Source organism: Mesorhizobium sp. M6A.T.Cr.TU.017.01.1.1 (genome assembly GCF_004023115.1).
In the GTDB taxonomy this organism is placed as follows: Bacteria; Pseudomonadota; Alphaproteobacteria; order Rhizobiales; family Rhizobiaceae; genus Mesorhizobium; species Mesorhizobium mediterraneum.
On record NZ_RZTA01000083.1, the window covers coordinates 1 to 12,579 of the forward strand.

The 12,579-nt window shown below is 63.8% G+C and carries 12 protein-coding genes; 4 read left to right on the plus strand and 8 right to left on the minus strand.

Annotated elements, in window-relative coordinates; translation table 11 throughout:
• Positions 1-36 precede the first annotated feature (36 nt).
• Positions 37-789 (plus strand): sulfite exporter TauE/SafE family protein, encoded by a 753-nt coding sequence (locus EOB36_RS23260; protein WP_095484903.1) that lies wholly within the window; start codon positions 37-39, stop codon positions 787-789.
• On the opposite strand, the gene trmD is transcribed toward EOB36_RS23260, so the two are convergent.
• The gene (gene trmD, locus EOB36_RS23265; RefSeq protein ID WP_095484902.1) at positions 771-1,469 is read right to left on the minus strand and encodes a tRNA (guanosine(37)-N1)-methyltransferase TrmD; all 699 of its coding nucleotides are present in this window, start codon (positions 1,467-1,469) and stop codon (positions 771-773) included. The genes EOB36_RS23260 and trmD overlap by 19 nt on opposite strands.
• Positions 1,466-2,065 carry a ribosome maturation factor RimM gene (gene rimM, locus EOB36_RS23270; RefSeq protein WP_095484901.1) on the minus strand — a complete coding sequence of 200 codons (600 nt, stop codon included), beginning with the start codon at positions 2,063-2,065 and terminating at the stop codon, positions 1,466-1,468. The genes trmD and rimM overlap by 4 nt, the downstream gene beginning before the upstream one ends.
• Positions 2,066-2,210: 145 nt before the next feature.
• On the opposite strand from rimM, the gene EOB36_RS23275 reads away from it, so the two are divergent.
• From EOB36_RS23275 to EOB36_RS23285, 3 genes are all read left to right on the plus strand, one after another.
• A complete protein-coding gene (locus tag EOB36_RS23275; RefSeq protein WP_126104346.1) occupies positions 2,211-3,149 on the plus strand; it encodes a tyrosine recombinase XerC in 939 nt (312 codons plus the stop codon).
• Between the two features lie 112 nt (positions 3,150-3,261).
• Entirely contained in the window at positions 3,262-3,459 is a 198-nt protein-coding gene (locus EOB36_RS23280; RefSeq protein WP_245458136.1) for a hypothetical protein, read from the plus strand.
• Positions 3,460-3,628: 169 nt separating this feature from the next.
• Positions 3,629-3,844 (plus strand): hypothetical protein, encoded by a 216-nt coding sequence (locus tag EOB36_RS23285; protein ID WP_126104345.1) that lies wholly within the window; start codon positions 3,629-3,631, stop codon positions 3,842-3,844.
• A 588-nt stretch (positions 3,845-4,432) separates the two neighbouring features.
• Here the strand turns inward: EOB36_RS23285 and lpdA are convergent.
• The 6 genes from lpdA to sucD form a co-directional block, all read right to left on the minus strand.
• Positions 4,433-5,839 carry a dihydrolipoyl dehydrogenase gene (lpdA, locus tag EOB36_RS23295; protein WP_128244165.1) on the minus strand — a complete coding sequence of 469 codons (1,407 nt, stop codon included), beginning with the start codon at positions 5,837-5,839 and terminating at the stop codon, positions 4,433-4,435.
• Positions 5,840-5,880: 41 nt separating this feature from the next.
• Positions 5,881-6,636 (minus strand): SDR family oxidoreductase, encoded by a 756-nt coding sequence (locus EOB36_RS23300; RefSeq protein WP_128244164.1) that lies wholly within the window; start codon positions 6,634-6,636, stop codon positions 5,881-5,883.
• Positions 6,633-7,130, minus strand: coding sequence for a hypothetical protein (locus EOB36_RS23305; protein ID WP_095484895.1), 498 nt, complete (start codon positions 7,128-7,130; stop codon positions 6,633-6,635). The genes EOB36_RS23300 and EOB36_RS23305 overlap by 4 nt, the downstream gene beginning before the upstream one ends.
• A gap of 57 nt (positions 7,131-7,187) precedes the next feature.
• The gene (odhB, locus tag EOB36_RS23310) at positions 7,188-8,489 is read right to left on the minus strand and encodes a 2-oxoglutarate dehydrogenase complex dihydrolipoyllysine-residue succinyltransferase (RefSeq protein ID WP_128285803.1); all 1,302 of its coding nucleotides are present in this window, start codon (positions 8,487-8,489) and stop codon (positions 7,188-7,190) included.
• A gap of 50 nt (positions 8,490-8,539) precedes the next feature.
• On the minus strand, positions 8,540-11,527 hold the full coding sequence (locus tag EOB36_RS23315) for a 2-oxoglutarate dehydrogenase E1 component (RefSeq protein WP_128285804.1): 2,988 nt from the start codon (positions 11,525-11,527) through the stop codon (positions 8,540-8,542).
• Positions 11,528-11,668: 141 nt separating this feature from the next.
• Positions 11,669-12,571 carry a succinate--CoA ligase subunit alpha gene (gene sucD, locus EOB36_RS23320; protein ID WP_128285805.1) on the minus strand — a complete coding sequence of 301 codons (903 nt, stop codon included), beginning with the start codon at positions 12,569-12,571 and terminating at the stop codon, positions 11,669-11,671.
• Positions 12,572-12,579: the final 8 nt, after the last annotated feature.

Genomic DNA, 12,579 nt, shown 5'->3' on the forward strand with positions numbered 1-12,579 from the left:
GGTAAAACGTGACTTTCCTCCGGCGGCAATACCCCCATGCCAGTTCTCGATGCGGCCCTGCTCTTTTTCGCGGGCTTTCTCTCAGGTGCCGTCAACGCGATAGCGGGCGGCGGGACGTTCGTAACCTTCGGCGCCATGACGCTGGTCGGCTTGCCGCCGATCGTCGCCAACGCGACCTCGTCGGTGACACAGTTTCCCGGCTACATCACCTCGACGCTCGCCTACTGGTCCGACATCAAGCATTTCTGGCGCACGGCGTTGCTGCTCGGCCTCATATCGGCTTTCGGCGCGCTGGCCGGTGCACTCATCCTTCTGGCGCTCGACAATCCGTCGTTCCGCGTCCTGGTGCCATGGCTGCTGCTGGCGGCGACTGCGCTATTCGCCGCTGGGCCGTGGCTGAAGCCGGCACCCAAGCCGGGGCATGAGGCCGCGGTGGGTTCGCTGGTCGGCTCCCTGGCGCAATTCGCCACCGCAGTCTATGGCGGTTTCTTCGGCGCCGGCATGGGCGTCATGATGCTGGCAACGCTCGGCCTCACCCAGCCCGGCGACTATCACCGCCTGAACGCGCTGAAGAACATGCTGGCCGTGGTCATCGCGGCGATAGCCATCCTGGTCTTCGTCTCCGGCGGCGTGATCGCCTGGCCGCAAGCGATCATCATGATACCGGGCGGCGCGCTGGGCGGCTATGCCGGCGTCTGGATCGCCAAGCGCGTGCCGCAAATTGCCGTGCGCGGCTTCGTGGTTGGGATCGGCGTGTTCCTGGCCTTTTACTATTTTGCCAAGGGCTGAGCGGCTAACAGGTCAGGCCGCCTTTCCCTGGTCAGCTTTTCCGACTCAGCGCGCCGCCATGCGGCGATCTTCTTGTGATTGCCCGAGGTGAGAACCTCGGGGATTTGCCGGCCTTCGAATTCCTGCGGGCGCGTGTAGTGCGGATGTTCGAGCAGGCCGTTTTCAAAACTCTCTTCATCGCCTGATACCGCATTGCCCATCACGCCGGGCAACAGCCGCACCACGGCGTCGAGCAGCACGAGCGCTGCCGGCTCGCCGCCGGACAGGATGAAGTCGCCGACCGAGACCTCCTCGAGCCCACGCGCGTCGATCACCCGCTGGTCGACGCCTTCGAAGCGTCCGCAGACGATGACGACGCCCGGCCCGGCGGCCAGTTCGCGCACGCGGGACTGCGTCAGCGGTTTTCCACGCGGACTCATCAGCAGCCGTGGCCGTGGATCACCCGGTGGCGAGGCATGGTCGATCGCCTTGGCCAAAACGTCGGCGCGCATCACCATGCCGGCGCCGCCACCGGCCGGTGTGTCGTCGACGGTGCGGTGGCGGTCGCTGGCGAAATCGCGGATCTGGATTGCTTCCAGCTCCCACGTGCCAGCCTCCAGCGCTCTGCCGGCCAGCGACAGGCCGAGCGCGCCGGGAAACATCTCCGGATAGAGCGTCAGCACCGAGGCGGAAAAGCTCACCGGTTGCCCCCGGCGTCCTTCGGCCCGCGCGGCCTGCCCTTCGGGTCGAAACCGTCGCCACCGGGAGGCTCGCCGTCTTCGTCCTCGACCAGTCCCGCCGCCGCCGGATCGATTCGGACGAAACCCTCTTTGATAGACACGTCAGGCACGGCGGCCTGCGTGAACGGGATCAGCACGCCTTTGCGCTCGCCAAGCATCACATCGAGAATGTCGCCGCCACCGAAATTATGCACGGCCACGACCTTGCCGATGTCAGCACCGGTATCGTCCCGGACCGCCAGCCCGACGAGATCGGCATGATAGAATTCGTCCTCTTCGCCATCGTCCGGCAGCATCGAGCGGTCGACGAACAATTCCGTGCCGGCAAGCGCCTCGGCAGCGTTGCGGTCGCTGATGCCCTTGAAGCGCACCACGACGACCGTGTTGGCCGGCCTGATGTCGACGATCTGAAAGGCGCGGCCGTCCCTGGCATAGAGCGGCCCGTAGTCGGCCAGCGCCAACGGGTCACCGGTGAAGGTTTTCACGCGCAATTCGCCCTTGATGCCGTGGGCGGCGCCGATCACGGCCATCTGGACGGGGTTTTGCGGTTTGGTCATCGGCGGAAAAATCCTTTGGCCTTGCTCTAGCTCCACCCTCTTGTCATTTCAATGACGCGGCTCTTCACCGCTTCCTAACCCGGCTGCCGGAAGATGGCCCAGAATTGGAAGAACGAATTGGAAGAACGGAATATCGAAAGAGCCAATGCAGGAATTTCTTATTCCAGCCAAACCAGACCTTCAGGCGGCCCGCGAAACCTGGCTGAAGATGCTGGCGCGCGAACGCCGGCTATCGCCGGAAACCGTGGAAGCCTATGAGCGCGACACGCGCCAATTCCTGCACTTCCTGACCGGCCATTGCGGCGGCTCGCCCGGCATTTCGGATATCGCCGATCTGCGCCCGGCCGATCTGCGCGGCTTTCTCGCCGCTCGCCGCGCCGGGGGCGCCGGCGCCCGCACGCTCGGGCGGGGGCTCGCCGGCATCCGTTCGTTGCTGCGCTTTCTGGAGCGGCGCGGCCTCGTCAATGCGGCGGGCGCTGCGGCACTGCGCGCGCCACGGCAGCCGAAGTCGCTGCCCAAGCCGCTGACGGCAAGCGATGCCAAACACGTTGTTTCGATGGAAGGCCAGCTGGCGGAGGAGCCGTGGATCGCCGCCCGCAACGCCGCCGTGCTGACGCTGCTCTACGGCTCGGGCCTGCGCATTTCCGAGGCGCTCGGATTGTCGGGCGCCGATCTGTCGTCGGCTGGCGATAGCGTGCTGCGCGTCACCGGCAAGGGTGGCAAGACCCGGCTGGTTCCGGTGCTGCCGGTGGCGCTGAGGGCGATCGCCGAATACCGCCGGCTCTGCCCCTGGCATCTCGACCCCAAGGGCCTGCTGTTTCGCGGCGCCCGCGGCGGCCCGCTCAACCCGGCCATCGTCCAGCGCGACATGGCGAAGCTGCGCTCGGCGCTCAATCTGCCCGATACCGCCACGCCGCACGCCTTGCGCCATTCCTTCGCCACGCATCTGCTTGGGCGCGGCGGCGACCTGCGCACCATCCAGGAACTTTTGGGACATGCCAGCCTGTCGACGACGCAGATCTACACCGGCGTCGACACCGCCAGGCTGCTCGAAATCTACGAAGCCGCCCATCCGCGGGCGTGAGCGACGTGCAGGCCTGCAAAGTCCGGACAGCGCACGCGCAACGAGCCCCGTTCAAGACAATTTGGATAAGCCAGTTAACCGTTTCGCCGCTTTTTTAGGCCTAGAAAGAGCCATGAAACGCGTCATCGCCATTACCGACCGCGCGGCTTTTGTGTCGCTGAAGCTGCTTGTGGTACTCAACGCCCTGTTTCTTGTCTCTTTTTTCGTCGTCGCGTTGCTCGCGGCCGGCAAGGCGCACGCCGGGAGCCCGGCTTGCGGCGGCGCCGACATGCCGTCGAGTCCGGCGGGCTGCGCCGCATCGAGAAAATGACTTTTCGCCTGCCCCAACAAGTTATCGATCATGCCGGGCCGATCCCTCGCTGCCTTCATGACGCCCTGCATCCTCCCGACGGGGAGGTCTCGTCGAAGATTTCCGCAAGGCCGCCTGAACCCTGACGTCGTTTACTGAGTTGCACGGTTGAGTTGCGGACCAGGAAGACATGATTCCGATCGATGCCTTCCCGAATCAGGACGCGAGGGCGGCGGTCCGGTCTTGGTGCAGGATGGCTGAAAAGGCTCGTTTTGGCTCGATCTCCGCCAATTTTGCGAGGGAAATGCGTGCGGACAAACGATTCCAGGCGCAGATTGCCCTGTTTTCGGCGTTTTCGATACCTAGCGTGAAACCTGTTCAACGATTGCGCGTTGATTTGTGTTGATTGATACTTTTCATCCACGGAGGACACTTTTATGGCGAATCCAAACGACCCGTACACCACTCCGACCCCCCCTCCCAAGTCGGGTGGCGGCGGCAGCGGCTGGCTGATTGCCCTGGTTGTCGTTATCCTGGCTATTGTCGCTTACTATATTTTTGGAAGAAGCGGTGAAACGCCCGCGCCTGCTGAGCCGCCGGCCGCCAGCACGCCAGCCCCAGCGCCGGCGCCCGCAGAACCGGCACCTGCCCCGGCCCCGGCAGAGCCTGCGCCAGCCCCGGCCCCGGCAGAGCCTGCGCCAGCCCCGGCACCCGCAGAGCCTGCTCCGGCGCCTACACCTGCTCCGGCGCCTGCAGAACCAGCGCCTGCTCCGGCGCCCGCACCAGCCCCGGCGCAGTGATCGCCTGCTGACTTCAAATACGAACGGCCCGCTGAGAAGCGGGCCGTTTTGCTTTGGGCCATCAGATGGCTGCCGGAGTAGCTTAGAGCAATTCCAGGAAAAGTGCGCAGCGGTTTTCCGTCTGGAATTCCGTAAAAACAAAGACTTAGAGCGGTTCGGCGATTCTATCAAAAGCTGAACCGCTCTAGGACGGCCTACATATGGATCGGCTTGAAGAAGGTCGCCAGTGCCGCTTCCTTCACCGCTTCCGACATCGTCGGATGGGCGTGGCAGGTGCGGGCAAGATCTTCCGACGAACCGCCGAACTCCATCAGCACCGCCGCCTCGTGGATCATCTCGCCGGCGCCGAAGCCGACGATGTGGACGCCGAGCACCCGGTCGCTCTGCTTGTCAGCCAGGATCTTCACGAAGCCGTCGGTATGCAGCATGGCGCGCGCCCGGCCATTGGCGCTGAACGGAAACTTGCCGGCCTTGTAATCGATGCCGGCCGCCTTCAGCTCTTCCTCGGTCTTGCCGACCGAGGCGATTTCCGGACTGGTGTAGACGACGTTCGGGATCACCTCGTAGTTCACATGGCCGGCCTGGCCGGCGATGGTCTCGGCCACCGCTACACCTTCGTCCTCGGCCTTGTGGGCAAGCATCGGCCCGGCGATGACATCGCCGATGGCGTAGATGCCCGGCACATTAGTCTTGAGATGGCCGTCCGTCTTGACCCGGCCGCGCTCGTCGACATCGACGCCGGCTTCCTTCAGCCCGAGACTGTCCGAATAGGCCCGACGTCCCGTCGCGATCAGCACCGCATCCGCCTCGATGGTCTCGGCAGCACCCCCCTTGACCGGCTCGAAGATGACGGTGACACCCTTCTTGGCCTTGGCGACACCGGTCACCTTGGCGCCGAGCCTGAATTCGATGCCTTGCTTGGACAGCATGCGCTGGAACTGTTTGGCGACCTCGCCGTCCATGCCGCCCAGTATGGTGTCGAGGAACTCGACGACGGTGACCTTGGCGCCGAGCCGCGCCCATACCGAGCCAAGCTCCAGCCCGATGACACCGCCGCCGACCACAACCAGATGGCCCGGCACCTTGTCCAGCGACAACGCGCCGGTCGAGGACATGATTACCTTCTCGTCGATGTCGACCTTGACGCCCGGAATGCCGGCGACGTCGGAGCCGGTGGCGATGACGATGTTCCTGGTCTCGATCTCCTCGACCTTGCCGTCCTCGCCGGTCACCGAGACCTTGCCGGCGGACAGGACCTTGCCGGTGCCGCGAAACGAGTCGATCTTGTTCTTCTTGAACAGGAAGGCGACGCCATTGACGTTGGACGCCACCGTCGCGTCCTTGTGCGCCATCATCTTCCCGAGATTGAGCTTCGGTGCGCCGATTTCGACGCCCAGCGTGTCGAAGGAATGGCCGGCCTCGGCGAATATCTCGGAGGCATGCAGCAGCGCCTTGGACGGGATGCAGCCAATATTGAGGCAGGTGCCGCCGAAGGTCGGGTTCTTCTCGATCACCGCCGTCTTCAGGCCGAGCTGTGCCGCCTTGATGGCGCAGACATAGCCGCCCGGTCCCGATCCGATGATAACGACGTCATAAGCCATGATATTGTCCTTCTGGTCTGGCACTCAGCCTTGGCTGGCAATTAGCGGCCGCCGCCCACTTCCAAATTTGCGCCTGTCGTATAGGACGCCCCGTCCGACAGGAGCCAGAGAATTGCCGCGGCGACCTCTTCGGTGGCCCCCGCCCTTTGCATGGGCACGAGGTGACGCATCCTCTCGACGCGATCCGGCTGCCCGCCGGAGGCATGAATTTCGGTGTCGATGATGCCTGGACTGACCGCGTTGACGCGAATGCCTTCGCCGGCCACTTCGCGCGCCAGGCCAATGGTGAAAGAATCGATCGCACCCTTCGAGGCGGCATAGTCGACATATTCGCCCGGTCCGCCAATTCTCGCAGCAATCGAGGAGATATTCACGATAGCGCCGCCCTTGCCGCCATGGCTCGTCGACATACGCTTCACCGCTTCGCGGGCACACAGTATTGAGCCAATGACGTTGATGCGCATCATGCGCTCCAACCTTGCTCCGCTCATTTCGTCGACACGCGCCTTCCGGTCGACCACGCCGGCATTGTTGACGAGCGCATCGAGCGGACCGAAGGCATGATCGATCCTCTCGAATATCGCCTGAATATCGGCCTCGCTGCCGACGTCGCCCTTGATGGCCAGCGCTTCGCCGCCAGCCTGCGCGATTGCCTCGACAAGCGCCGTGGCCGCAGCCTCATTGGAGGCATAGTTGACCGCAACACGGTATCCAGCCTTGGCGGCAAGCCTGGACGTGGCCGCGCCGATGCCGCGACTACCACCGGTCACCAGCAGCACTTTTTTGGTCGCGCTCATTCCTGACAGCCCTTCAACGAAAAAACATCCCACGGCACTTTCGAAAACCCGTTGGTGCCATAGGCGGCCGACATCTGCAGCGACGGTCCGAGGTCGGGAAAGATAAGAGTCTTCGGCGCGGCCACGCCTTCGGCTGGCAGCAGAGCGATGTTGCCCTTGTCGTCAGCACTGTAGACGACCCCCTCCCACACCGTGCAAGCGGCGAGTTCGTCGCCGGTGACGTCGCCTGTCGGGCATTTGTACATCAGCGAACCATGCGGCCGCGCCACGCCTTCCGTCCACATGACGATGCCTTCGAGCACGACACTGTTGTCGAGCACCATCTTGAACGTGTTGGTGACAACAGCCGATTCCATGGTCGGCCTGAAATCGATCTCGGCGGCACTTTCGGCATCGCCATAGACGGCGAGCTCGAGCGGGCAGGCAGCGTGCGCCGTCGATGCCGTCAGCGCAAGGCCGGCCACGCACAGCGTGAAAAACAATCCGGAGCGCAAACGAGAGAAGCTCGTTCGGTGGCGCAGATCCATTCTCCGGCTCACCTCGACCGACCCTTAGAGATCGAGCACCAGCCGCTCCGGATCCTCCAGGCTTTCCTTGACCCGGACCAGGAAGGTCACCGCTTCCCTGCCGTCGACGATGCGGTGATCGTAGGAGAGTGCCAGATACATCATCGGCCGGATCACGATCTGGCCGCCGACTACCACCGGCCGCTCCTGGATCTTGTGCATGCCCAGAATGCCCGACTGCGGCGCATTGAGGATCGGCGTCGACATCAGCGACCCGTAAACGCCGCCGTTAGAAATCGTAAACGTGCCTCCTTGCATATCCGCCACGGAAAGCTTGCCGTCACGCGCGGCGATGCCCAGCCGGCCGATATCCTTCTCGATCTCGGCGATCGACATCTGGTCGGCATCGCGCACCACCGGCACGACAAGGCCTTTTTCGGTGCCGACGGCGACGCCGATATGGGCGTAGTTCTTGAAGATGATGTCGGTGCCGTCGATCTCGGCATTGACGGAAGGGATCTCCTTCAGCGCATGAGTGACGGCCTTGGTGAAGAAGCCCATGAAGCCCAGCTTCACGCCGTGCTTCTTCTCGAACACGTCCTTGTATTTGGTCCTGAGCGCCATCACCGCGCTCATGTCCACCTCGTTGAAGGTGGTCAGCATGGCGGCGGTCGACTGCGCTTCCTTGAGGCGGCGCGCGATGGTCTGCCGCAGCTTGGTCATGCGCACGCGCTCTTCGCGTGATGCGTCATCGGCCGAGGACGGCGCACGGGCAGCGACCGGTGCAGGCGCCTTCGGCGTCTCGGCCGGTTGCGACGGCGCGCCCCTGGCGATTGCGTCGAGCACGTCGCCCTTCAGCACCTGGCCGCGCTTGCCGGAACCCGAGACCTGGTCGACCGCGAGATTGCTCTCGGCCAGCAGCTTCGCCGCCGCTGGCGCCGGCGGCATCGTGCGCGCCTCGATCGGCCCGGCGTCGCCGGCGATCTTGGCGGTCTCGGCCGCGGCTTGGCGGACGGTGGATGCTGCGGTCGGCGCCGAGGCCTGCGATACCGCGTCCTGCTTCGGTTCGGGAGTTGACGCCTTAGCGGGTGCTGCCGCTTTTGCCCCGTTGCCCGCCGAAATCATGCCGAGCAAAGCGCCGACCTCGACCGTCTCGCCTTCCTTGACCGCGATTTCGCTGAGCGTTCCCGCGGCCGCTGCCGGCACTTCCACCGTCACCTTGTCGGTTTCGAGCTCGACCAGCGGCTCGTCGGTGGCGATCGCGTCGCCCACCTTCTTGAACCATTTGCCGATGGTCGCCTCGGTGACGGATTCGCCAAGTGTGGGGACGCGGATTTCGGTAGCCATTGTGCCTGTCCGTTTTTCTGTCGGTTCTGTTCTATTCGCCGAGCTCTGTTCTATTCACCGAGCGCGTCTTCGAGCAAGGCGGCAAGCTGGGCGAGATGCTTCGACATCAATCCGGTCGCCGGCGACGCGGCCGCCGGCCGGCCGGTATAGCGCACCCGCTGATGCTTGGCATCGATATGCGCCAGCACCCATTCCAGATAGGGATCGATGAACGACCAGGCGCCCATGTTCTTGGGCTCCTCCTGGCACCACACCATCTCGGCGTTGCGGAAGCGTGACAGTTCGGTGATCAGCGCCTTGGCCGGGAACGGATAGAGCTGTTCGACGCGCAGCAGATAGATGTCGTTGATGCCGCGCTTCTCGCGCTCCTCGTAGAGGTCGTAATAGACCTTGCCCGAGCAGAGCACGACACGGCGGATCTTCGAATCCTTGGTGAGCTTGATCGCCTGGCCGGGGAGCTGCTGGGCATCGTCCCACAACAGCCGGTGAAACGCGCTTTCGCCCGACATCTCCGGCAACGTCGACACCGCCCGCTTGTGGCGCAGCAGCGACTTCGGCGTCATCAGGATCAGCGGCTTGCGGAAATCCCGCTTCAACTGCCGGCGCAGGATGTGGAAGTAGTTGGCCGGCGTCGTGCAGTAGGCCACCTGCATGTTGTCTTCGGCGCAAAGCTGCAGGAAGCGCTCGAGCCTGGCCGACGAATGTTCCGGCCCTTGGCCTTCATAGCCATGCGGCAGCAGGCAGACGAGGCCCGACATTCTGAGCCATTTGCGCTCGCCCGACGAGATGAACTGGTCGAACACCACCTGGGCGCCGTTGGCGAAATCGCCGAACTGTGCTTCCCAAAGCGTCAGCGCCTTCGGCTCGGCCAGGCTGTAGCCGTATTCGAAGCCGAGCACGGCCTCTTCCGACAGCATCGAGTTGATGACCTCGAAGCCGGCCTGCGCCGCCGACAGATTGTTGAGCGGAATGTAGCGTGTCTCGTCGCGCTGGTCGTAGAGCACGGAGTGGCGTTGCGAAAACGTGCCACGCTCCGAATCCTGTCCCGACAGCCGGACCGGATTGCCGTCGAGCAGAATGGCGCCGAAGGCCAGCGCCTCGGCCGTCGACCAGTCGATGCCTTCGCCCGACTCGATCGCCTGGCGGCGGTTCTCGAGAAACCGCATGATCGTCTTGTGGGCCGCGAAATCCTTCGGCACCTCGGTCAGCTTCCTGCCGATCTCCTTCAGCGTCTTGACCGGCACGGCGGTCTTGCCGCGCCGCTGTTCGTCCTGGTTGTCGGCCGTGCGCAGGCCAGACCAGGCGCCATCCAGCCAGTCGGCCTTGTTGGGCTTGTAATGCTGGCCGACCTCGAATTCCTGCTCGAGATGTGCCCGCCAGTCGGCCTTGAGCTTATCGAATTCGGCCTGGGTGAGGTGGCCTTCGGCGATCAGCCGGTCGGCATAGATCTGCACCGTCGTCTTGTGGCTGCGGATGCTGCTGTACATGATCGGCTGGGTGAAGGCCGGCTCGTCGCCTTCATTGTGGCCGAAGCGGCGGTAGCAGAACATGTCGACCACGACAGGCTTGTGGAACTTCATGCGGAATTCGATCGCCACCTTGGTGGCATGGACCACGGCTTCCGGATCGTCGCCATTGACGTGGAAGATCGGCGCCTCAATCATCTTGGCCACATCCGACGGATAGGGCGACGAGCGCGAGAAGCGCGGATTGGTGGTGAAGCCGATCTGGTTGTTGATGATGAAATGCAGCGTGCCGGCGACGCGGTGGCCGCGCAGCCCCGACAGGCCGAGGATTTCGGCAATCACGCCCTGGCCGGCAAAGGCGGCGTCGCCATGCAGGAGCAGCGGCAGCACCTTGGCGCGCTCTTCCAGCGGCACGATCTCTTCGCGACTGCGGCCGAACAGAGAGTCCTGCTTGGCCCGCGCCTTGCCCATAACCACCGGATCGACGATTTCCAGGTGCGAGGGATTGGCGGTCAGCGACAGGTGCACCTTGTTGCCGTCGAACTCGCGGTCCGACGAAGCGCCGAGATGGTACTTCACGTCGCCCGAGCCCTCGACCTCGTCGGGTGCGGCCGAGCCGCCCTTGAATTCGTGGAAGATGGCGCGGTGCGGCTTTGCCATCACCTGGGAGAGCACGTTCAGCCGGCCGCGATGCGCCATGCCGAGCACGATCTCCTTCATACCAAGCTGACCGCCACGCTTGACGATCTGCTCCAGTGCCGGGATCAGCGCCTCTGCGCCGTCGAGGCCGAAGCGCTTGGTGCCCTTGTACTTGACGTCGATGAACTGCTCGAAGCCTTCGGCCTCGACCAGCTTCTGCAGGATCGCCTTCTTGCCAGTGGCGGTGAAGGAAATCTCCTTGTCGGTTCCCTCGATGCGCGCCTGGATCCAGGCCTTCTCCTCGGGATCGGAAATATGCATGAACTCGACGCCGAGCGTCGAGCAATAGGTGCGGGTCAGGATGTCGAGCATCTGCCGGATGGTGCCGAATTCGAGCCCGAGCACGTTGTCGAGGAAAATCGGGCGATCGTAATCGGCTGATGTGAAGCCGTAATTTTCCGGCGACAGCTCGTTATAGTCCTCGAGCGGCTTGGCGATGCCGAGCGGATCGAGATTGGCGTGCAAATGGCCCCGCATCCGGTAGGCGCGGATCATCATGATGGCGCGCACGGAATCGCGCGTCGCCTGGTGCACGTCGGCGTCGGAAAGGGCGACGCCGTTCATCACCGCCTTGTCCTGGGCCTTCTTCTCGATGTGCTTCTCGACGATGCCCCAATTGCCGTCGAGCGCCGACACCAACTCGCCATTGGCCTGCAACGGCCACGAGGGCTTAGCCCATGAGGCGCCCTTGGCATTCTTGCGGACATCGCCGGCGTCGTCCTTCAGCGCCGCGAAGAAATCCTGCCATTCGGGGTCGACCGAAGAGGGATCGTCCTCATAGGCGGCGTAGAGCGCGTCGATATAATCGGCATTGCCGCCATAGAGGAAAGAGGTAAGCGAAAATTGGTCGTTGGCCTGATCTTGTCTTGCCATTTTTTCAGCGGAGCCTGGCTCCGTCTCCTTTTGTAGGGGAGTAAGGGAGTAGGGCAGTAAGGCAGTAAGGGAGTAGGGGAATAGGGCATTTTCTTGCCGCTGGCGTTCCCTACTCCCCTATTGCCTTACTCCCCTACTCCCTTAACCTTTAATTGCCTCGACCAGCGTCGTGCCGAGCCGGGCCGGCGAGGGCGAAACTTTTATCCCAGCCGATTCCATCGCTGCAATCTTGTCCTCGGCACCGCCCTTGCCGCCGGAGATGACAGCGCCCGCATGGCCCATGGTGCGCCCGGCCGGCGCCGTGCGCCCGGCGATGAAACCGGCCATCGGCTTCTTGCGGCCACGCTTGGCTTCGTCCTTGAGGAACTGCGCGGCGTCTTCCTCGGCCGAGCCGCCGATCTCGCCGATCATGATGATCGATTGGGTCTCGTCGTCGGCGAGGAACATCTCCAGCACGTCGATGAACTCAGTGCCTTTGACGGGGTCGCCCCCGATGCCGACGGCGGTGGTCTGGCCGAGGCCGACATTGGTGGTCTGGAACACTGCCTCATAGGTAAGCGTTCCCGAGCGGGAAACAACGCCGACGGAGCCCTTGCGGAAGATGTTGCCGGGCATGATGCCGATCTTGCATTCGTTGGGGGTCAGGACGCCGGGGCAGTTGGGGCCGATGAGCCGCGATGTCGAGCGGTCGAGCCGCGCCTTGACCTTGATCATGTCGATCACCGGGATGCCCTCGGTGATGCAGATGATCAGCGGGATCTCGGCTTCGATTGCTTCCAGGATCGCCTCGGCGGCGCCCGCCGGCGGCACATAGACGACAGAAGCGTTTGCGCCGGTCTTCGCCTTGCCTTCAGCGACGGTGGAAAAGATCGGCAGGCTCTCGCCCTTGGCGCCGGTCCACGTCTCGCCGCCCTTCTTGGGGTGGATGCCGCCGACCATTTTCGTCCCGTGATAGGCCAGCGCCTGCTCCGTATGGAACGTGCCGGTCTTGCCGGTCAGGCCCTGCACGAGCACCTTGGTGTTCTTGTCGACGAGAATGGACATGGTGGTCC

Coding starts and splice junctions, on each gene's coding strand:
- EOB36_RS23260 (WP_095484903.1), top strand. CDS start 37: ATGCCAGTTCTCGATGCGGCCCTGCTCTTTTTCGCGGGCTTTCTCTCA.
- odhB (WP_128285803.1), bottom strand. CDS start 8,489: ATGGCTACCGAAATCCGCGTCCCCACACTTGGCGAATCCGTCACCGAG.
- EOB36_RS23300 (WP_128244164.1), bottom strand. CDS start 6,636: ATGAGCGCGACCAAAAAAGTGCTGCTGGTGACCGGTGGTAGTCGCGGC.
- sucD (WP_128285805.1), bottom strand. CDS start 12,571: ATGTCCATTCTCGTCGACAAGAACACCAAGGTGCTCGTGCAGGGCCTG.
- EOB36_RS23280 (WP_245458136.1), top strand. CDS start 3,262: ATGAAACGCGTCATCGCCATTACCGACCGCGCGGCTTTTGTGTCGCTG.
- EOB36_RS23275 (WP_126104346.1), top strand. CDS start 2,211: ATGCAGGAATTTCTTATTCCAGCCAAACCAGACCTTCAGGCGGCCCGC.
- EOB36_RS23285 (WP_126104345.1), top strand. CDS start 3,629: ATGATTCCGATCGATGCCTTCCCGAATCAGGACGCGAGGGCGGCGGTC.
- EOB36_RS23315 (WP_128285804.1), bottom strand. CDS start 11,527: ATGGCAAGACAAGATCAGGCCAACGACCAATTTTCGCTTACCTCTTTC.
- rimM (WP_095484901.1), bottom strand. CDS start 2,065: ATGACCAAACCGCAAAACCCCGTCCAGATGGCCGTGATCGGCGCCGCC.
- lpdA (WP_128244165.1), bottom strand. CDS start 5,839: ATGGCTTATGACGTCGTTATCATCGGATCGGGACCGGGCGGCTATGTC.